General features: G+C 71.5%; 17 protein-coding genes and 1 tRNA gene. 6 read left to right on the top strand and 12 right to left on the bottom strand.

The features are described 5' to 3' along the window. Positions 1 to 101: 101 nt before the first annotated feature. The 3 genes from ACFY7H_RS19155 to ACFY7H_RS19145 all read right to left on the bottom strand — a co-directional run bounded on the left by ACFY7H_RS19155 (position 102) and on the right by ACFY7H_RS19145 (position 2545). The gene (locus tag ACFY7H_RS19155; RefSeq protein WP_388939408.1) at positions 102 to 314 is read right to left on the bottom strand and encodes a DUF397 domain-containing protein; all 213 of its coding nucleotides are present in this window, start codon (positions 312 to 314) and stop codon (positions 102 to 104) included. 223 nt (positions 315 to 537) lie between these two features. Continuing rightward, the gene (locus tag ACFY7H_RS19150; protein ID WP_388939406.1) at positions 538 to 1422 is read right to left on the bottom strand and encodes a helix-turn-helix domain-containing protein; all 885 of its coding nucleotides are present in this window, start codon (positions 1420 to 1422) and stop codon (positions 538 to 540) included. 367 nt (positions 1423 to 1789) lie between these two features. Continuing rightward, positions 1790 to 2545, bottom strand: coding sequence for a GPP34 family phosphoprotein (locus tag ACFY7H_RS19145; protein ID WP_388939405.1), 756 nt, complete (start codon positions 2543 to 2545; stop codon positions 1790 to 1792). 185 nt (positions 2546 to 2730) lie between these two features. Here ACFY7H_RS19145 and ACFY7H_RS19140 point away from each other — a divergent pair, with 185 nt between their 5' ends. The 5 genes from ACFY7H_RS19140 to ACFY7H_RS19120 all read left to right on the top strand — a co-directional run bounded on the left by ACFY7H_RS19140 (position 2731) and on the right by ACFY7H_RS19120 (position 8534). Continuing rightward, a complete protein-coding gene (locus ACFY7H_RS19140; RefSeq protein WP_388939404.1) occupies positions 2731 to 5565 on the top strand; it encodes a hypothetical protein in 2835 nt (944 codons plus the stop codon). A 79-nt stretch (positions 5566 to 5644) separates the two neighbouring features. After that, entirely contained in the window at positions 5645 to 7510 is a 1866-nt protein-coding gene (locus ACFY7H_RS19135) for an MFS transporter (protein WP_388939402.1), read from the top strand. A 113-nt stretch (positions 7511 to 7623) separates the two neighbouring features. Continuing rightward, positions 7624 to 7827 carry a hypothetical protein gene (locus tag ACFY7H_RS19130; RefSeq protein ID WP_388939400.1) on the top strand — a complete coding sequence of 68 codons (204 nt, stop codon included), beginning with the start codon at positions 7624 to 7626 and terminating at the stop codon, positions 7825 to 7827. A 288-nt stretch (positions 7828 to 8115) separates the two neighbouring features. Next, positions 8116 to 8343 (top strand): hypothetical protein, encoded by a 228-nt coding sequence (locus tag ACFY7H_RS19125; RefSeq protein ID WP_388939398.1) that lies wholly within the window; start codon positions 8116 to 8118, stop codon positions 8341 to 8343. Beyond that, positions 8340 to 8534 carry a hypothetical protein gene (locus tag ACFY7H_RS19120; protein WP_388939396.1) on the top strand — a complete coding sequence of 65 codons (195 nt, stop codon included), beginning with the start codon at positions 8340 to 8342 and terminating at the stop codon, positions 8532 to 8534. Before ACFY7H_RS19125 ends, ACFY7H_RS19120 begins: the two co-directional genes overlap by 4 nt. A gap of 1184 nt (positions 8535 to 9718) precedes the next feature. Here ACFY7H_RS19120 and ACFY7H_RS19115 read toward each other — a convergent pair. The 9 genes from ACFY7H_RS19115 to ACFY7H_RS19075 all read right to left on the bottom strand — a co-directional run bounded on the left by ACFY7H_RS19115 (position 9719) and on the right by ACFY7H_RS19075 (position 18161). Then, a tRNA-Arg gene (locus ACFY7H_RS19115) sits at positions 9719 to 9791 on the bottom strand. Between the two features lie 361 nt (positions 9792 to 10152). Continuing rightward, on the bottom strand, positions 10153 to 10617 hold the full coding sequence (gene haaN, locus ACFY7H_RS19110; RefSeq protein ID WP_388939395.1) for a cyclophane-containing RiPP N-acetyltransferase HaaN: 465 nt from the start codon (positions 10615 to 10617) through the stop codon (positions 10153 to 10155). 78 nt (positions 10618 to 10695) lie between these two features. Next, entirely contained in the window at positions 10696 to 11850 is a 1155-nt protein-coding gene (locus ACFY7H_RS19105; protein ID WP_388939393.1) for an FxsB family cyclophane-forming radical SAM/SPASM peptide maturase, read from the bottom strand. A gap of 13 nt (positions 11851 to 11863) precedes the next feature. Continuing rightward, the gene (gene haaA, locus ACFY7H_RS19100; protein WP_388939392.1) at positions 11864 to 12055 is read right to left on the bottom strand and encodes a HaaA family cyclophane-containing RiPP peptide; all 192 of its coding nucleotides are present in this window, start codon (positions 12053 to 12055) and stop codon (positions 11864 to 11866) included. 106 nt (positions 12056 to 12161) lie between these two features. Further along, entirely contained in the window at positions 12162 to 13124 is a 963-nt protein-coding gene (locus tag ACFY7H_RS19095; protein WP_388939390.1) for a tetratricopeptide repeat protein, read from the bottom strand. Between the two features lie 49 nt (positions 13125 to 13173). Continuing rightward, positions 13174 to 14874: an NB-ARC domain-containing protein gene (locus ACFY7H_RS19090; protein ID WP_388939389.1), complete on the bottom strand. Its 1701-nt coding sequence runs from the start codon at positions 14872 to 14874 to the stop codon at positions 13174 to 13176. Positions 14875 to 15208: 334 nt separating this feature from the next. Continuing rightward, complete coding sequence (locus ACFY7H_RS19085) at positions 15209 to 16180, bottom strand: endonuclease/exonuclease/phosphatase family protein (protein WP_388939387.1); 972 nt, start codon at positions 16178 to 16180, stop codon at positions 15209 to 15211. A gap of 187 nt (positions 16181 to 16367) precedes the next feature. Then, complete coding sequence (locus tag ACFY7H_RS19080; protein WP_388939573.1) at positions 16368 to 16808, bottom strand: RidA family protein; 441 nt, start codon at positions 16806 to 16808, stop codon at positions 16368 to 16370. A 75-nt stretch (positions 16809 to 16883) separates the two neighbouring features. Next, positions 16884 to 18161 (bottom strand): M6 family metalloprotease domain-containing protein, encoded by a 1278-nt coding sequence (locus ACFY7H_RS19075; protein WP_388939385.1) that lies wholly within the window; start codon positions 18159 to 18161, stop codon positions 16884 to 16886. Positions 18162 to 18443: 282 nt separating this feature from the next. Between ACFY7H_RS19075 and ACFY7H_RS19070 the strand changes: the two genes are divergently transcribed. Continuing rightward, on the top strand, positions 18444 to 19262 hold the full coding sequence (locus ACFY7H_RS19070) for a TetR/AcrR family transcriptional regulator (RefSeq protein WP_388939384.1): 819 nt from the start codon (positions 18444 to 18446) through the stop codon (positions 19260 to 19262). Positions 19263 to 19284 lie beyond the last annotated feature (22 nt).

Genomic DNA, 19284 nt, shown 5'->3' with positions numbered 1-19284 from the left:
GGGGCGGGGAGGTGCCGGGCACGGCCGAGCCCCCTCGGCCAGGACGGCGGGCCGGTCGAGAGGGCTCCGTGCGGGGTGTTCGGTGTGGGGGGCGGAGACGTTCAGGCGAGGCGCCCGGGTCCGTCGCCGACCACGCCGGTGACGAAGGAGGTCCAGGAACCCGGCGCGAAGGTGAGGGACGGACCGTCCTGAACCTTCGAGTCGCGGACGGCGACGGCGTGGCTGACGGGCGACTTGACCTCGACGCAGGCGCCGTTTCCGCCGGAGTAGGAGGACTTGGTCCAGTTTTCCGTACCGCCCTGACGAATAGCCATGTTTCTTCTCCGGTTCAGCGAGTAGTTCCGGTTGCGTGCCGGCCGGGGATTTCCCCGGCCGACGTGATCGACGCTACCGGCAGCTCTCGATGGCCGAAGGAGGCATTCACTCGACCGGGTGGCATATTCCATTCAGGCCTTCTGTGGCCGGGGACCGACGGTGTACCGTGCTGGCCCCCCTCACCACTTCCGTCCGCTTCCTGCCGCTCTGCGCAGTTCGCGTTCAGTTCGCCTTGGCCGCGTATTGCTCGATGATCTCGGAGATGAACTGCCTGGTCTGGTCGACGTTGAGGGCCTGGGCCCGCAGGTGCTCGTACATCACGCTGTATTTCTGAACGTCGTTGGCCTTCTCCAGGTACAAATCGCTCGTGACGCCCTCGATGTAGACGACCGTCGAGTCCGAGGCGTCCGGGAATTCCAGAATGGCGTACTGCCCGTTCACCCCCGGATGGGCGCCCATCGTGAAGGGCATCACCTGCACCGTGATGTACGGCTGCTGGGACTGCTCTATCAGGTACTCCAGCTGCCGGACCATCAACTGCGGATCCCCCACGTGCCGGCGCAGCGCCGCCTCGTCGATCACCGCCCACAGGCGCAGCGGCCCCACGTCCGGATTGTTGTTCTCCGTCTCGGACAACCGTTTCTGGCGGTGCATGCGCACCTGGACGCGCTTCTCCACATCGGCGGGGGCCGTCTCCGGCAGCGCGCCGCGGATCAGCGCCTGGGCGTACTCGGGCGTCTGGAGCAGGCCCGGGACCATCTGCGGCTCGTAGGTGCGCAGGCTGGCCGCGTCCGTCTCCAGGCCGATGTACACGCTGTACGGGATGTCCCCGAAGGCGTGCCACCAGCCCTGCTGGCGGGAGTCCTTCGCCATCTGCATGAGGGAGTCCACCAGGCGGGGGTCCTCGACCTCGTAGACCTCGCACAGGTCGCGGACGTCGCGCTGGCTGATGGACCGGCGGCCGTTCTCCAGGCGGCTGATCTTGGACTGGGAGACGAGGAGGCGCTCGGCGACCTGCTCGGCCGTCATGCCCTTGTCCTCGCGGAGCTTGCGCAACTCCATGCCCAGTCGGCGGCGTCGGACGGTGGGATTGACATTGGACGCCACGTGAACGGCACCTCCGCCTTCTTCTGTCGCTGTCTCGCTGAGTGTCTGGTGTTCAGCAGACTGCCACCGAAGGGTGCGACGGCGCTGGGGAACGCGGGAACGCGGCACGCGGGGTGGCGAAGCCGTCTCGTCGGCCTCGCCACCCCGCGCGGGCGGCTCCGGGACCGGGTCTTGGGGGACCTCCGGCCGCGGTGTCGGTGGATCGGTGGATCGGTGAACCGGTGGATCTGAGCCCCGCTGACGGATCAAGGGGTGTCGCGGGCGGTCCGGGTGGTGCGGTCGTTCCGTCATGCGGTGGTGCGGTCGTACGGAGGCCGTACGGGTGGTGCGGGTGGTGCGGTCGTACGGGTGCCGCCGGTGGCCGTGATCAGTGCGCGGCCACGCGGGCCATCGCACCCGTCCGGCGCGGCTGCAGCGGAACACCGCCGGTCGCCGTGGCCCGGCCGGCCGGCTGCGGCTGCGCCTGCGGCTGCACGGCGCGGTCACGGCGCGGCTGGGCGGCCACACCGTTCTGGACGTCCATCACGGCGTGCGCGACGAGACCGCCCATCGGGTCGTGCCGGATCAGGTCCCGCAGCCGGGACCTGGACGACCGCCCCTCGTTGCCGGGGTACAGGTGCTTGCCGAGTCCGACCGCGTGGGCCAGTGCGGCGAGCGCCGCGGTCCGCGGGTCCGGCGGTACGCCGGTGCGGATCGCACTGTCGAGCCGGGAACGGATCTCCCGGCTGATCGCCGTGTCGGTCGCCTGGTAGCGAGTCGTCGGCAGCACCCCGCACATCTGTCCCGCGACGGCATGGACCATGCCGCAGCGCTCCAGGTGCGCGAGGTAAATCTGGCGGAGCCCCAGCCGGGGTCCGCCGATCCAGTGGACGGCCCGTACCGGGCTGCCGCGCCTGCGCAGCAGTTCCAGTGCGGAGTCCAGAGTCGGATCTCCTGTCGGCCGTGGCATCACCACGGCGATACGATCCCCGTCAGGGGCTATCCGTCCTGCCAGAGCCAGCTCCACTAGCTGTGCCCCGGCCAGGCCGAGGTCGAGCGACTGCGGCTGCGCCGTGGTACCCGTGGCCGGGTCCAAAGCGAGCAGCAGAAGCTCCTCCGGAATTGTTCTGCGGCTCCTGCCCATCCATGCCTCCCCGCGTGGATGAGTGACAGGGTGACGCCTCTCACATTCATCTGTCGAGAGCGCCTGGACGCTTTGGGCGGGAACCAGTAGCTATGTCGTTCTCGTCTAGCGGTTGGGCGATGCCCCCTAGACGGGACACTGTTAGACGGTTCGGACAGTGACCGGACAGCGATCGAGGAGGAACGGTGGCGGGCGAGTCCCCCGACAAGTCGGTAGATGAAGGAGCGTCCGGGGAGCAGGACCCGAGGCTGTCGGTCTTCCAGCCGCGAGACCCGCTGAAGCGTCCGGCCGCGGCGGCCGAGGCCGCCGAGACCGGGCCGGACGGACAGGCGCAGGACGCGGGCGCGGAGACCGAAGCCGCCGCTCCCTCGCGGCCGTCCCCGGGACGGGTGGACCCGAAGACCCCGGTGACGGGCGTGGTCCGCCAGGCCCCGTCCCGTGAGCCGGATTCCGGTCAGGCGGACGCGGATGACGCGGGCTCGGGCTCGGGCTCGGATGCCGGGGAGTCGGCGGACGAGTCCCGTTCCGAGTCCGTGAAGCCGCGTTCCGCTTCCGCTTCCGCTTCGGCTCCGGCGGAGGCCGGTCCGCGTGCCGAGAGGCCGTCGGGCGAGGCCGGTTCCGGGTCCGCCGAGCCGGCCGGGGCGGAGGCGGAGAAGCCGTCCCGGGACCCGCGTACGGCCGCCGCCGACAGCGAGCGCACCGCCGTCTTCCGTACCGTGAAGCCGGGTTCCGCTTCGGCGGACGCCGAGAAGGACGCGAAGCCGGCCGGGAAGCCGTCCGGGGACGTACGCACCACCGCGTTCGGTGTCGTGAAGCCGGACGCGGACGCGAAGGACGCCGCGGACGGCAAGGACTCCGACACCGAGCGCACCGCCGTGTTCCGTGGGGTGAATCCGGGTTCCGCTTCGGCGGACGCCGAGAAGGACGCGAAGCCGGCCGGGAAGCCGTCCGCGGACGTACGCACCACCGCGTTCGGAGTGGTGACGAAGGACCCCGCCCCCGAGGCGGAGAAGCCCGCCGCCGACACCGAGCGCACGGCCGTGTTCCGCGCGGTGAAGCCGGGTTCCGCTTCGGCGGACGCCGAGAAGGACGCGAAGCCGGCCGGGAAGCCGTCCGGGGACGTCCGTATCACCGCGTTCGGGGTGGTGAAGCCGAACGCCGACGCGAAGGGCGCCGAGGGCGGCAAGGAGGCCGACAGCGAGCGCACCGCCGTCTTCCGCGCGGTCAGGCCCGGCTCGGCCCCCGCCGACGCCGAGAAGCCGGCCACGCCCCCCGAGGACTCCGACAGCGAGCGCACCGCCGTCTTCCGCGCCGTGAAGCCCGGCTCGGCCCCCGCCGACGCCGAGAAGCCGGCGACCGGCAAGCCCGCCGGCAAGCCCACGGACAAGCCCGCCGGGAAGCCCACGGACAAGCCCGCCGGGAAGCCGTCCGGGGACGTCCGTACCACCGCCTTCGGTGTCGTGAAGCCGGACGCGGGCGGCAAGGGCGCCGAGAAGCCCGGCACGCCCCCGGCCGCGCCCGGAAAGCCCTCCCAGGACCCCGGCACCGCGAAGCCCGGCACCGCGAAGCCCAGCTCCGCGAAGCCCGGCACCGAGAGCGACCGCCGCGTCAGCACCTTCGTACCGCTGCGCGGCGAGGGCGAGTCCGGTCCCGCCGGGAAGCCCGAGGTCGGGCCCACCCCGCCGCCCCCGCCGCGCCTGGACCCGAGCGAGCGGACCACCCAGCAGCCGCTGCCCCCCAGGCCGCCGCTCGACATGCTGGCGGACCTCACCAACAACCCGCCCCCGCCGCCCACCCCGATGCGGAACGTCATCCGGCGGGTCAAGATCTACGCGCCGATCGTGCTGCTCCTGGCCATCGTGATCGCCGTCGTGCAGCTGGTGCGCCCGCTGCCCGCGCCGACGCTCAAGCTGACCGCGAAGGCCACGTACACCTTCCCCGGCGGGGCGCCCAGCCTGCCCTGGCCCACCGAGGGCCAGGCCTCCATGGCCGCCGCGGGCCTCGGCACGATCGGCAGCTCCGGGGAGCAGAAGCCGGTGCCGATCGCCAGCGTCACGAAGTCGATGACGGCGTACATCATCATGCGCGACCACCCCTTCAAGAAGGGGGAGAAGGGCGCGATGATCGACGTCGACAAGACCGCCGAGATCGAGGGCCAGAAGGACAAGTCGGACAACGAGTCCACCCTCAACACGGTCAGGGAGGGCAACAAGATCTCGGAGTACGACGCGATCGCCGCCCTGATGATCCCGTCGGCCAACAACATCGCCCGGCTGCTCGCGCGCTGGGATTCCGGTTCCCAGGAGGCGTTCGTCAAGAAGATGAACGACACCGCCAAGGAACTCGGCATGACCAACACCACCTACACCGACCCCTCGGGCCTGGACGCCACCACGGTCAGCACCGCCGAGGACCAGGTGAAGCTCGGACTGAAGATCGTCGAGATCCCGGCGCTGGTCGACATCACCCGCATGCCCAGCTGGACCGACCAGACGGGCAAGACCTGGCCCAACTGGAACCGCCTGGTCCCGTTCCACGACTCCCTCGGCATCAAGACCGGTACGACGACCAAGGCCGGCGGAAACCTCCTCTTCGCGGCCCAGAAGAAGGTCGGCGACACCAACCAGCTGCTCGTCGGCGCGGTCCTCGGCCAGCACAAGCCGCCGATCATCGACAGCGTCATCGCCGCGAGCCGGTCGCTCCTGATCGCCACGCAGAAGGAGGTCCAGGGCGCGCCCGTGGTGAAGAAGGGCCAGGTCGTGGGCTACGTGGACGACGGGCTCGGCGGTCACACGCCGGTCGTCGCCACCGCCGACGTCCAGGCGGTCGGCTGGTCCTCGCTGACCGTGGACATCAAGCTCGGCGACGGCGGCACCGCCATTCCGGAGTCGGCGAAGGCCGGGACCCAGGTCGGCGTGCTGACCGTCGGCGACGGCGCCAGCCAGGTCAAGGTGCCGGTGGCGCTCCAGCGCGCTCTGGACACCCCGGGCTTCGGCAGCAAGCTGACCCGGATCGGCTGATCCGGCGGGCGCGGCGCCCCGGGCGGACCCGGGGCGCCGCGCCGTGTCCGGGGAGCCGTGTCGGGAGGGAGCGTCGTTCGTGACCACAGCCGAGCAGCAGCAGGGGCCGTCGGGCCGGGCGGACGAGCCCCGCCCGGGGGCCGTCGTACCCGCAGCCGTACCCGGATCCGTGCCCGCAGCCGCGCCCGCGCCCGCCGCCGCGTCCATGGCCTCCCGCGCCCTCGGCCGGGCGCACCGGCACCCCGTCCTCCTGGCCACCATCACGGCGGCGGTCCTGCACGTGGTCTGGTTCTTCTGCTTCGCCAACAGCGGCGGGGACCTGGCCGCGCAGGACGCCTGGGCGGAGTTCGTCGGCCGGCACCCCGACACGGCGTACAACCTCGCCTGGTACGGCGGGATGCACCCGGTCTCGTACAGCGTCGTGTCCCCGTACGTGATGCACGTGCTCGGCGTCCGGACCACGATGATGATCGCCGGCACCGCCTCGGCCGGGCTCCTCGCGCTGATCCTCACCCGCTGCCGAGGCGCCGTCCGGCGCCCGCTGTGGCCGGCCCTGGCCGGGGTCTACGGGCTGCTGTGCAACGCGCTCTCCGGCCGGGTCACCTTCGGCCTCGGCACGCTCTTCGCGCTCGGCGCCGTCGCCGCCGTCTTCTGCTGGCCCCGCAAGTGGGCCGAGCGGCGCTGGGCGAAGGCGGCCGTCGCCGCGCCGCTGGCGGGGCTGGCCACCGCCGCCAGCCCGGTGGCGGGGCTCTTCCTCGGGGTGGTCGCGGCCGCCCTGTTCCTGAGCCGGCGGCGCCCGGGCGCGTACGCTCTCGGGCTGGCCCCGGTGGCGGTCGTGGGGCTCTCGGCCTGGCTGTTCCCCTTCTCGGGGACGCAGCCGATGAAGATCGGCTCGGCCGCGCTGCCCTTCGTCCTCGGGCTGGCCGTCGCCCTCCTCGTGCCCAAGGCGTGGAGGACGGTCCGGGTGGCCGCCGCCGTCTACGCCCTCGGGGTGTTCCTGACCTGGGCGGTCGACTCCCAGGTCGGCTCGAACGTCACCCGGCTGGTCATGCTCTTCGGGGGCGCGGTGCTGCTCGCCGCCCTGCCGTACACGGCCCGGCGCACCCGGCACCGGTACGCGGTCCTGCTGGCCTTCGCGGTGCTCACCGCCTGGATCACCACCAACAGCGTCACCGACATCGTCCGCACCACCCCGGTGGCCGCCTGGAACCGTGAGCTGGCTCCGCTGGTCGACCAGCTCCGGAAGGCGGGCGCCGACCGGGGCCGGGTCGAGGTGGTCCCCGCCAGCAGCCACCGGGAGTCCTCCGCCTTCCCCTCGTACGTGAACCTCGCGCGCGGCTGGAACCGGCAGGCCGACCTGGAGCGCAACCCGCTCTTCTACGACGACACCCTCACCGCCGAGAGCTACCGGGCCTGGCTGGACCGCTGGGCCGTGCACTACGTGGTGCTGCCCGCCGACCGGCCCGACTCGGGCGGGGAGGCCGAGGCGGCACTCGTGCGCGGGGGCCTGCCGTACCTGAGCCAGGTGTGGGCCGACCAGAACTGGCGGCTGCTGCGGGTGGACGCCCCCACGGACCTGGTGTCGGGTCCCGCGAAGACGGTCCGGGCGGGCGCGGACCAGCTGGTGGTCGAGGTCTCGGCGCCGGGCCGGGTGCTGGTGCGGATCCCGCACTCGCCGTGGCTGGGGCTGGTGGACGGCACGGGCCGGGCGGTGGAGCCCCCGCGGGAGACGCCCGGATCGAGGACGGCGGCCGTGAAGGAGTACGAGAACCCGTCCGGGTGCCTCTTCAAGGCCGCCCCGGACGCCGCCGGGGACGTATGGACGGAGCTCCTGGCCCCGGCGCCGGGCGAGTACCGGGTCTCGGCGAAGTACCAGCTCCCGCGCGGCACGCCCTGCCCGGCGGAACTGATCCACCGCACCCCGGGCACCCCGCCCGGGCCGTGAGCCGGTGTGCGCGCGGCGGAATCTTTGCCCACCGGTCCGGGTGCATCCGTCCGTATATGTGCATACGATCCCAGTAGTCCGATTGGGTGCTTCCCGAGGGAGTTGACGACGGGATGAGCAAAGAGCAGAAGCGGGACGTCCGCACGGCGGTCGCGAAGGCGACGGAAGGACTCCAGCCACCGCGGGCCCAGGGCCACGGCTTCGAGGGCCCGGTCCGCAGCAAGGTGAAGGGCGGGGCACACACCAAGGCGGACCTCAAGCGCGCCGGCACCCCGCAGGGTGACCGCATCGGCGAACGCAGCAGAGGCCTCAGCTGACGCACCCCCGCCACCCCGACCAGGACGCAACCCGCCCTCCCGGCCCCCGGGAGGGCTCTCCACCGTGCGCCACCGAAAAAACTTCAATGCACGAGCGCTTCCGGAGTTTCCTCAGAGTAAACCTCGATCTCGAGTGTGGCTACGGGTGAATGGCGAGTTGCGCCCCATGCTCTTCGGGGCCATGTGTGAACACCTTTCGGGTGATGCACCGCACCGGCCGATTCCGCCGGGCTGAAGGGTGCGGAGGCCGCCGCTCGCGCCCTGGGGGCCGTGAAAGACGATGGGGCAGTGATTCGCACCGAGTACTACGTCCAAGACGCCTTTGGAGTGCCGGACTTCGCCGGGCCCGCCGAGTTGAGGGTCCTGGGACAGTGGGTGACGGCCGACATCCAGCTCTCACCGCTGTCCGTCCTGGAGGCGATCGACCTGGTGATCGAGGCCAAGGGCAACGCAGCCTTCGCGCCGGAGGACCTGGACGGGAACGCGCACACCGTCACCAGCAGCCGACAGGCGTGAGGGTGGAGAACCACTTCGTCGAGCACGTCCAGGGTGACTACACCCTGGACGAGGCGTTCCGGGTACTCGTCGACTTCTGGGACTACTGCTGCCTGGCGAATCCCCCCAAGGTCGCCGCACGCCGCCGCGAATACGGCGAGGAACACGGCCGCGACCCGCTGACCGGAATCCGCGACGACCCGGGGCCATGACGCCCTCGCCGAGCCACCCGCGCCGCTTGGCATCGCGTCCGGGTTTTGGTGGGGTTTAAAGGTGGCATTTGAAGGTGTAAAGAGTTGTCTCGTTATCCCTGGCACCGGGGATGGCGTGGCGGTCCTCCGACCGGTATCCCCGGGGCCCCGCTGCCGTCGGCAAGCCGAGCCCTTGCGCGGCCTACATTCCAAGTAGGGGGTCGGTCGGCATGCGGGCAAGAAACCGGTGGTGGTCCGGGAGACCGCGGGCTGATAGTGGCCGCATGCCTCACCGTTCTGCGTACGTGTGCCTCTCGTGCCGGGTTTCCTTCAAGCACTCCGAGCACCGGACGTACCACTGCCCCAGGTGTCGCCGGGCGCTGCTCTTTGCCGGTGATGCTTTCGAGGCGCCGCCACGACGGGACCGGGATGCCTGGCGGGTCGTTGCGGTCCTGCTCCGTGTCGGCCTGGACTTCCGGCAGGCCTGTTGTGGCTGTGGACCCGGATACCGACCCCGGAGCCCGCGCGAGGTGCGAGAGCGGCTCGCGTACTCACGGCGTACCGGGACCCCAGTGGCGCGTGCCCTCGCTACCCCCTAGGAGAGCAGCAAGGGCCGCCCCTCCATCTCCGGCCGCCGCTACCCACGTGCAATCCGGTCCCCGGTTCTGCCGATGACTACGGCCGTCCTCGGCTGTTGATGTCAGCCTTGGGTCTCACTGGTCAGGCTGCAAGCTGGCGGAGGGCCAACGCCAGCTGGACCGCGAACGGCAGGACGAAGAACCATCCCACGCCAGCCAAGACACGGCCGGTGACTCGCTTCCCCCGTGTGGGCCTAGGTGGCTCGACCAAAGTCGCGCCAGCCCGCATCGTCTCACTTGGGGCGAAGACAGCCCGTCCCGTGCGCTGTTGCCGTTGCCCCATCCAGATGCAGCAGAACGCAGCTATCAAGCACACACCAGCGGCCTGAAGGTGCTGGACGGGCGAGGCGGTCGCCGCGAGTGTGGCGGCAAGGTGCAGGTCAAAGGTTGATTCCCCCATGGGCTTGATCTCCGCATGAGGCGGAACCTCCGTCAAGCGGGATTCGTGTACACGCATGTCGTCCAGGACACGCAGCGCGAGGTGATCATGCACGTGGACCGACCGTTGATGTCCGCCGCAGATGTCAAAGACCCCCAGCCGTGATCGGCTGAGGGTCTTCGCCCTTGTGCCCCCGGCAGGATTCGAACCTGCGACACCCGCTTTAGGAGAGCGGTGCTCTATCCCCTGAGCTACGAAGGCGGGGTGGAAAAACGTGTAAGAAATCGGGGTGTACCCCGCGTTGCCAGACACGTCGTCCCGGGATCTTGCGCGGTGCGCGGTCAGGGATGCGCACCCGCGCCAGTGTAGCGGGTGGGGGCCGTAGGATGCTGTCGGATTAGGAGGATGTGATCTTGCGGCTGTCGGTGAGGCCCGGGGCCCGGGGCGAGCTCCGCCGGTGGGGCCGCGCTCCTCGGCTCCGGCTCCCCTCGGCCGACTACCGGGCAAGTCGCGATGTCAACCGCCAGCTGATCGCGAACGCCCTCAACGGCACGGTCTGGCCGGACATGCTGACCGTGGTCGATCTGGAGGGGCGCGCTCCCAAACGGGCCCTCACGTCGGATTAGGCGTCCACGCGGTAGACGATCTTCCCGTCGAACTCCGCGAACCCCAACGACTTGTAGAAGGCACGCGCGTCCGGGTTGTTGCGGTCCGTCATCCACTCGACCCGGCTGCATCCGGGACGTGCTGAGGCCAGGGCGCGGAGCTCGTCCATGAGGCGGGCGCCGACGCCCCGGCGGCGGAGGGCACCGCGGACATAGAGCTCCTTCAGGAAGAGAGAGTGGGAGGAGCCAGCCGCCGGCCAGAGGAACGAGTAGGCGGCGAGACCCACGAGATCACCCGCCTCGTCCTCGACCAAGAGAGCGGAAGCCAATGGCGGGGAGCCGAAGAGCGCCTCCTCCACCTGGGAGCGGCGCTCCTCGAACGGCTGGATCTCGGTCGATCCGTAGAACCGTTCGATCTCCTCGATCAGATCGGCCACTGCCGCGGTGTCGCGCCTTTCGGCGGGGCGGATTGTCACGGTCATCGACATCTCCTGTGGCTTTTCCATAGGTTCCCTCGTTCGTTTCCATGCGTGATCCTGGCGTGGCGGCACGGCTCGTGGCTACGGGGGCGTCAGTGCCTGAGGAGCCCAGCCGTGCCGGCGCAGCGAGCCCTGAACATGCCGGATGAGGTACTCCAGATCCGCGCAGTAGACGGAGGGGTTCCGGTAGCCGCGGTCGGTGCTGAAGCGGTGCGGTAGATAGCCCCCACCGCACACGTCCACCAGAGGACAGCTCTGGCACTGATCGGCGAGCGCGGTCTTCCCGTTCTGCCGGTGCAGGAGCTTCGGATGGTGAAGGACCTCGTCGAAGGACTGGCTGAAGACGTCGCGTCCCAGCCAGGAGGCGCCTTCCTCGACGGACCGCAGGGTGTCAACGCCCTCGATCGTGCCGTCCGACTCGATCACGATGCTCGTCGGCGGGGCCAGGCCGAGGGACTCCACCGAGCCGCGCACCCCGGAGCTCAGCGCCACGATGTCCTCCAGCATCCGCACGCTGTGCCGCTGCTCCGGCCGGGCGAGCCAGGCGTCGTAGACGCGGCTCATCCACAACCCGTACTCGGGCACACTCGGGTCGACGCGGTGCGGCGGCTCGTCGTGAGTTCCGTGCGGCAGACCGAAGTCGATCACAGGCGGCTCGAACGACGCCAGGTAGTCATGGACCTCGACCGGGTCGTTGGCCAGGTCGACGACGGCGAGCAGCCCTGCGAACAGATGCGGCCGGGACCGCAGGAGTTCGATGCCTCGTACAGCCGAGGCGGCGCTCGATCGAGAGGAGTGCGTCAGCCTATGCCGGTCATTGGCGGTCGGCGGTCCGTCGAGGCTGACGCCCACGACGACCGCGTACCGCTCGAAGAGGTCCAGCCAGGGCTCCGCCAGGAGCGTCCCGTTGGTCTGAAGTTCGAAACGGGCCGCCACACCGGTCGGAATGCCCTCCTGTACGGCGCCGAGCAGGTCTGCCATGTGCCGGGGGCCGATGAGCAACGGCTCACCGCCGTGCAGTATGACGTGGACGCTCCGCAGGCCGTGAACCGCCGCGTGCTCACCGATTCGCAGCCCAGCCGCTCGGGCCACGGCCGCACTCATCCGAGCAGGCAGGTGCCGCCACGCCTGGTCAACGGAGTTGAAGACGTAGCAGTAGTCGCAGTCGATGTTGCAGCGATTGGCAACCTTGAGGATGAACGACCGAAAGTGGGCGACGTCCGCGCGTGGTGTCATCGAGTGGAACGACTCAAAGAGGCCAGGTCCAGATCAGCGAAGCCTGGTGACTACCCTCGCCGGTGTGGTTCGAGGCCATCTGCTCGGCCGCCAGTCGCTGCCGTACGCGGACGGCGACACGGTCCAGGACGGCCGAACCGTTGATGGACTCCGCGCCGACGGGCGCCGGGGCCTGCGGTGCGGGAACGGGCGTACGTGACGGCATTCGACGCTCCTCGGGGCAGTGCAACGGTGGTCGAGGCGGCAGACCAGCCCGCAAGGTAGCAGTACCACCGCCCGCGCCGGCCTATCGAATCCGGCCACGTGCCCGGCTACTCGGTCCGCGACGCGAGAAGCCGCTCGATGGCATCTGCTGCCCCGCCCGCGCCCAACCGCCGGTACACGTCGCGCGCTTCACGCAGCGCCCCTGCCCCCCGCGCCGACTCGCCGGCCGTCCAGTCGCAACGGCCGATCCCCTCCAGGGCACGTGCCTCCTCAAGCGGGCAGCGGATGTCCCGGGCCAGCCCCAGCGCCTGCTCGAAGGGTCCGCGGGCGGCGGCCCCGTCACTGGAGGAGTGCAGCAGCGTCCCCCAGTGGTTCAGGACCTCCGCCTCACCGCACCGGTCACCGAGCTCTCGGAGGATGTCCAGACTCCGCCGGAACGACTCGACGGCACCGTCCCGCTCGCCGGCAACCCCGCGCGCCGCACCCAGCTCGCCCAGAGCGGCGGCTTCGCCACCACGGCTGCCGAGATCGCGGTATGAGCCCAGGGCTTCATTCAACAGCAGGATCGCCTCCGTGACGTTCCCGTCCAAGCGGTCCAGTACCCCGAGGTGGCGAACGCTGTTCGTGCGGCCGAACCGTTCGCCGAGCTCGGTGAAGTACTCCAGCGCCCGGGTGTGGGCCTCCCGCGCTCCGGCGGGATCGCCGGTCAGGCGCCGGACGACTCCGAGCTCGTTGAGGGCGTACGCCTGGTGGGCCCGGTCGTCGAGCTCCAGGTAGATGTCGAATGCCTCATGGTGACGCTGCGCGGCCAGCTCGTACTCGCCCAGGAGGCAGTGCACGACGCCGAGGTCCCGCAGCGAGTTGGCCTCCCCGTACCGGTCTCCCAGCTCACGGTAGATCGACAACGCTTCGGTCTGCGCCGCCACCGCTGTGTCGAACCGGCTGGTCTGCCGGCGCACCATGCCGAGGTCCGCGAGCGCGTTGGCCTGGCCGAGACGGTCGCCGATTTCCCGATAGAGCGCGAGGGCTTCGGTCTGTGCCTGGGCAGAGGCGTCGTTGTCCGCGGTCATGTACCAGACGATGCCCACCTGGTTCAGAGCGTCAGCCTTGCCTCGCTTTTCATCCGACCGCCTCGTACTCCGTCACCGCTTCGTTCAGTGCCTCGATGGCCTCCCGGTAGGCCGCCATGAAGCGCCGGACGACTCCGAGCTCGGCCAGCGCGTTGGCCAGCGCCCGTCGGTCGCCGGTGTGCCGGGCCGCCTCGGTGGCGGTCCGATGGAGGCCAACGGCTTGGTCCCAGGGCCCGGCCTGCCGCAGGAAGGGCGCCATCGCCGCAGCCATGTGGATCACCAGCTCGTGCAGCGCGAGATCGTTCGCCCTTCGGATGCAGGCCAGAACGTTGGCCCGCTCGTCCTCCAGCCAGCCGAGAGCCGCCGTACGGGAATCGATGGGAGGGGTCTCGACTTGGGCGGCGTCATCTGGGGGATTCGGTGTGGAGGCGCCGCTGCGGGCAATGTGTCTGTTCGCGACGGCGAGGGCGGCCAGGTAGTACGAGCACACGCGCTGAACCGCATCAACAGGGGTCATGCTGCCTCCCTCGCCGGCGAGACCGCGGGCATAGTCGCGTAGGAGGTCGTGTAGCCGGAACCGGCTTCCCGGGTGTTCCTCGATCAGATGGGCGTCGTAGAGCGTGTCGAGTGCCTCGCGTGCCGCCGCCACCGAGACCGAGCCGAGCGCAGCCCCGCAGAAGGCATCGAGCTCGGCTCCAGGGTAGAGGCCGAGACACCGGAAGAAGTGCTGCCGCTCAGGTGAAAGGTCCTGGTAGGACAGACTGAACGTCGCGGCGACCGCGCGCTCCCCAGCTCGGAGCTCTCCCAGCCGGTCCCCGGCGGCGACCAGACGCGCACGGAGATCCTCGGCACTCCACGACCGGTGATGACGCAGCCGCGCGGCGAGCAACGACACCCCGAGCGGCAGGTACCCGCACAGCTCCACCAACTGCTCGAGGACGGAGCGGTCGAGCGACTCCGCCGACCGCCCGCTGAGGCGTACGAACAGGTCGACCGCATGCTCCGCCGGCAACGCCTCCACTGGCAGGACCACCTCCTCGTACGCAGCCAGCCGCTTCCGGCTCGTCACCAGTACGAGACAGTCGCTCCCGCCGGGCAGCAGGGGCTCCAACTGGCGATAGCTCGCCGCGTTGTCGAGGATGAGCAGTGCCTTCTTGTTCGCGAGCTGGCTCCGCCACATGGCTGCCCTCGCCTCGGTGACCGCGCCCAAGTCGTCGCCGGCAGGGATCCGCTGCGCTGGTACTCCGGTCGCCGCCAGCAACGATGCGAGCGCTTCCGTGGCCTGTACGGGGGGCCTCCCTGCCGTGTGCCCGTTGAGATTTACGAAGAGCTGGCCGTCCGGGAAACGCTCCGACAGCACATGCCCCGCGTGTACGGCGAACGTCGTCTTCCCGACCCCCGGCATTCCGTCGATCACATGCACAGGCAGCGCCTCGCCGGCCTCCTGCGAGTTGCTTACGGACCGCACCAGCGCCTCGAGCTCGGCGGTCCGGTCGGTGAACGCGGTGGTGTCGCGCGGCAAGGACCGCAGCACGAGGGCAGCACCCGGAGGCACCGCCCCTTCCTCTGGCTGGGGCGTCGGCGCAGCGCTGCGTTCCGGCGCCCCCGACTCCGACAGCGCGGCAAGCAGCACCGCCAGCCCGACCATGGCCCCGCCCAGCACGGCGAACGAGAACCAGCCATGCTGCTGTAACCACCCCAGCCACCCGGGCCACTGCGACTCGGACACCGCGTTGGTGACGAGCCCCACGAGCATGGTCGTAACGGCTCCGCCGGCGGCCACGACGGCGACGGAAATCCCCCGCCGGAGCCTCATACGTGCGTCGTCTTGATGGAGCAGGGATCGGTCCGTGGCCGGCCGCCTGTGGCGCGGCACAGCTTTTCGGCTGTAGCTCTGGTCACGAACGCAACCCCCGAATCCGACGCCTTCTCGCCCACAAGCGGACCAGCTCTCACGGAACCTGGTCAAGGCCAGCTCCCCGCCACCTACAGGCTCGTATCAGCCAACCTGCGTGTGGCTTCTGCGCCGGCCGCCCCGACGCCCCTTTCGTGGAGCCAGCCGGTCGTCCCGGTTGCGCTGCCGGTCAGTACCTGAGGGCGGCCGCCACCGGGAGGTGGTCGCTCGCGGTGGGCGGCAGGGTCCAGGCGCGCAGCGGGGTCAGTCCGCCGCGCAGCAGGATCTGGTCGATCCGGGCGACCGGGAAGCGGGCCGGCCAGCTGAAGCCGAAGCCGGCGCCGGCCTTCTCCTGCGCGGCGGTGAAGCCCCGCGTCACCGGGGCCAGCGCCCCGTCGTCGGTGGTGGCGTTGAAGTCGCCGACCAGCAGGGTCCGCCCGGCCGGGGCCTCCCGCAGCTGGGCGGCGAGGTTGCGGGCGGCTTCGTCGCGGTGGCCCGTGACGAAGCCGCCGGTGCCCAGCCGGACGGAGGGCAGGTGGGCCACGTACACCGTGACGGGCCCCTTCGGGGTCTCGGCGGTGGCGCGCAGCAGCTGCCGCCAGGGCACGATCGGCGTGCCGCCCGTGTCGCGCAGCGGGAAGGTGCTCCACAGCCCGACCGTGCCCTGGACCACGTGGTACGGGTGGCTCGCGGCCAGTTCCCGCTCGTACGCGTCCAGCGCGGGCCGGGTCAGCTCCTCCAGGGCGATCAGCTGCGCCCCGGAGGCGGCGACGGCCCGGGCGGTGCCCGCCGGGTCGGGGTTGGCGTCGTCCACGTTGTGGGTGACGACGGTGAGGTCGGCCGGGCCGCCCCGCGAGCCGTCGGCCAGGGCCGGCCCGTACAGCCAGCCCCAGACCAGGGCGGGCAGCAGTACGGCGGCCGTCGCGCGCCGGGAACGGCGCAGCAGGGCGGCGGCCGCGAGGACGGGCACCGCGAGGCCTGTCCACGGCAGGAAGGTCTGTACGAGACTGCGCGGGTTGCCGCTCGCCGGGCTGCCGGGCAGCCAGGGGTGCAGCAGCATCAGCAGGGCGGCGAGTACGGCGAGGGCCGCGACCACGCCCCCGCGGGGAGGGCGGAGCCGGGCAGCGGCCCCTCGGCGGCGGGGCGTCACGTACGGGGTCATGCCCCTGGTGACGCGCCCGGCGGGCCGGAGGTTCTGCCGAGGCGCCCCGGGGCCCCGCGGCCGGGGTCGGGGCCGAGGCCGGCCCGCGCTCGCGTCCGGGCTGCGTCCGGGGTCGGGGCCGGCCCCGGCCCGGTGGCGTGGCCGCCCCCCGGCCCGCCCCCGAGCCGGCCCCGGCCCGGCTCCCGCCTCACACCCCCATCGGCGTGTGCAGCTCCACGGTGATCTCGACCTCGACCGGGGCGTCCAGCGGCAGCACCGCCACCCCGACCGCGCTCCGGGCGTGGATGCCCGCGTCGCCGAAGGCCGTGCCGAGCAGTTCGCTCGCGCCGTTGACCACGCCCGGCTGGCCGGTGAAGTCCGGGGCGCTCGCCACGAAGCCGACCACCTTCACCACCCGCTTCACGGCGGAGAGGTCCCCGGCCACCGAGGCCACGGCGGCGAGGGCGTTCAGCGCGCACCGCCGCGCCAGCTCGGCGCCCTGCTCCGGGGTGACGTCCGCGCCGACCTTGCCGGTGACCGGCAGGGCCCCGTCCACCATGGGCAGCTGGCCGGAGGTGTGGACGTAGTGCCCGCTCACCACGGCCGGCACGTACACGGCGACGGGCGCGGGGGCCGGGGGCAGCTCCATCCCGGCCGCGGCCAGACGTTCTTCGGGTGTCGTGGGGGTGGCGGTCACGAAGGTCTCCTCGGGGGATGGGAGGGGTCAGGGCCGGGTCACGCGTACCTGGTAGCGGCCGTTGCGCAGCTCGCCCACCACGGTGATGGTGATGCCCGCCCGCTCGTCGGTGAAGGTCTCGCCCGGCCGGAACGGGGCGTCCGACAGCTCCGCGTGCACGTTGGGCCGCCGCGTGCAGCCGCCGCTCCCGCTCGCGCTGTCCGAGACGGTGACCGGACCGCGCCCGGTGTCGACGTCCGAGTCGACCTTGTAGATCAGCACGCCGGGCTTGCAGACGGCCTCGTCGTTCCCGGCGCGGGTGCGGACCTCCACGGCGTAGCCGGTGCTCTCGGAGAGGGGGACGAAGGCCAGCTTGGTGCCGCCCCCGACGGCCAGCGGGGACAGGACGTGCTCGCTGGTCCCGGAGGTGGAGGCGCAGCTGACCTGGCTGCTGTCGAGCCAGCCGAGCTTCCACTTGTGCCAGCCGAGGAGGTCGTTGTTGGCGCCCCAGTCCTCGCTCATGATGTCCCAGTGCCCGACCGCGCCGCCGCCTTCGGAGGTGTACAGGTCGGGCAGCCCGAAGACGTGCCCGTTCTCGTGGGGGAGCACCCGGTAGCCGGTCTCCCGGTAGGAGCCGGAGCCGTCGTCCTGCCGGCTGTAGACGAAGGACGTGTTGGCGAGCGGCACCCCGTCGGCCACCGGCGCCTCGCGGTTGCCGGAGAAGGTGACCGACAGGACGGTGTCCAGCGCGGACGGTCCGGCGTTCGGGGTGACCAGGATGTTGACCAGGTCGTACCGGCTGAAGTCCACCTCGTCGTCGGCGGCCTTCACGATGTGCTCGACGAGCTGCCGGTAGCCGGGCTCGTAGGGGGAGCCGCGTTCGATCCCGTACGCGGCGAAGGGCATCGGCATCCGGAGCCAGTTCCGCACCGGTGACTCGGCCCGGTAGTCGAGGCGCCCGTAGGAGCTGGTGCGGAACCAGTCGGAGGTCTGAGGGAAGAACTCCGCCAGCCGGTCCATGGCGGTGCCTTCGCCCTTGGCGTCGGGGAAGTCGATCATCAGGTTCAGTGCGCGGACCTCGCCGGTGGAGCGGGAGTATCCGGGCGGGGTCGGCATGCCCTCCGACATCTGGACGCCCATGGTCCCGGTGATCCGGCAGGGTGCCAGCACCGACTCGGCGCTCGTGGCGACGGGGCCGGCGGCGGAGTGGCCGCGGCCGGATATGCCGTCGCTGGCGGTGGCGGTGACGCCCAGGGCCAGTGCGGTGATGCCGATGAACGCGCTGGTGCGGCAGGGTCTGCGTATCCGGCGGCGGGTCTGCGGCATGGAGCTCGCCTTCGGTCCGCGGCAGCCGGCCGGCTCCGGACTGCTCTGTCCGCTCACCCTCCGACGTTGGCGACACGCCCGCGCGTCGAAAGCCTCGAAATGTGGCCCAACCGGGGCAAATATCCCTCCTGGGCGTGTGGTGCGGCTCACACGCACGAGTGAAATAACCGGGGACTGGATCCCCGTTTGAACGAGAGTCCCACGAAGCGGGGACCGGCTCCCCGGTTCGGGAGGGCCGTACGAGCGGATCCGCCCGGATCCACGCCCCAGGAAGGCCCCGGAATGAAGAGCTCCGCCCACATCCCGGCGGCCGCGCCCCAGGCGGCCGTGGCCCTCGCCGGACCCGCCCGCCCCGCGACGCCCGCCGCCGCCCCCGCGACGCCCGCCGCCGCCCCCGCGACGCCGACCACCGCCCCGGCGACGCCCGCCACCGCCTCCGCGGCGCCCGCCGCCGCCCCCGCGACGCCGAGCGCCCGGGTCCCGAAGCCGCGAGCCGACGCCGTGCGCAACCGGGAGCGGATCCTGGTGGCGGCGCGCGAGATGTTCGTGGAGCACGGCGCGGACGCCCCCCTCGACGAGATCGCCCGCAGGGCCGGCGTCGGCAACGCCACCCTGTACCGGCACTTCCCCGACCGGGCCGTCCTCGTCCACCACGTGGTGCTCTACGTGATGGACCGGGTCACCGCCCAGGCCGAGGAGTCGCTCGCCGAGGAGCCGGACGCCTTCGCGGCGCTCTGCCGCTTCACGCACGCCGCGGCCGACGAGCGGATCGGCGCCCTGTGCCCGATGCTCGCGGCGGGCTTCGACCGCGACCACCCCGAACTGCTCGCCGCCCGCGGCCGGCTGGAGGCGGCGGTCGAGACCCTCGTCACCGCCGGCCAGAGCGGCGGCCTGCTGCGCGCCGACATCGGCGTCGGCGACCTGATGGTCGCGCTGTCACAGCTCAGCCGTCCCCTGCCGGGGATCGACTGCCTGGGCGTGGAGCGGTTCGTCCACCGTCACCTCCAGCTCTTCCTGGACGGCCTGCGGGCTCCGGCCCGGTCCGAACTGCCGGGCACGGCAGCCACGTTGGAGGACCTCAGGCGCATGCCCCAGGCCTGAAACCAGATGACGGCCGCCCTGC

Origin of the sequence: Streptomyces sp. NPDC012794 (genome assembly GCF_042901085.1) — a bacterium.
GTDB lineage: Bacteria > Actinomycetota > Actinomycetes > Streptomycetales > Streptomycetaceae > Streptomyces.
Note: the sequence above shows the minus strand (reverse complement) of the source record. Positions and strands in the feature narration are given on the sequence as shown.

Coding starts and splice junctions, on each gene's coding strand:
- ACFY7H_RS19155 (WP_388939408.1), bottom strand. CDS start 314: ATGGCTATTCGTCAGGGCGGTACGGAAAACTGGACCAAGTCCTCCTAC.
- ACFY7H_RS19145 (WP_388939405.1), bottom strand. CDS start 2,545: ATGGGCAGGAGCCGCAGAACAATTCCGGAGGAGCTTCTGCTGCTCGCT.
- ACFY7H_RS19130 (WP_388939400.1), top strand. CDS start 7,624: ATGAGCAAAGAGCAGAAGCGGGACGTCCGCACGGCGGTCGCGAAGGCG.
- haaN (WP_388939395.1), bottom strand. CDS start 10,617: ATGACCGTGACAATCCGCCCCGCCGAAAGGCGCGACACCGCGGCAGTG.
- ACFY7H_RS19105 (WP_388939393.1), bottom strand. CDS start 11,850: ATGACACCACGCGCGGACGTCGCCCACTTTCGGTCGTTCATCCTCAAG.
- haaA (WP_388939392.1), bottom strand. CDS start 12,055: ATGCCGTCACGTACGCCCGTTCCCGCACCGCAGGCCCCGGCGCCCGTC.
- ACFY7H_RS19095 (WP_388939390.1), bottom strand. CDS start 13,124: ATGACCGCGGACAACGACGCCTCTGCCCAGGCACAGACCGAAGCCCTC.
- ACFY7H_RS19085 (WP_388939387.1), bottom strand. CDS start 16,180: ATGACCCCGTACGTGACGCCCCGCCGCCGAGGGGCCGCTGCCCGGCTC.
- ACFY7H_RS19080 (WP_388939573.1), bottom strand. CDS start 16,808: ATGGAGCTGCCCCCGGCCCCCGCGCCCGTCGCCGTGTACGTGCCGGCC.
- ACFY7H_RS19075 (WP_388939385.1), bottom strand. CDS start 18,161: ATGCCGCAGACCCGCCGCCGGATACGCAGACCCTGCCGCACCAGCGCG.
- ACFY7H_RS19070 (WP_388939384.1), top strand. CDS start 18,444: ATGAAGAGCTCCGCCCACATCCCGGCGGCCGCGCCCCAGGCGGCCGTG.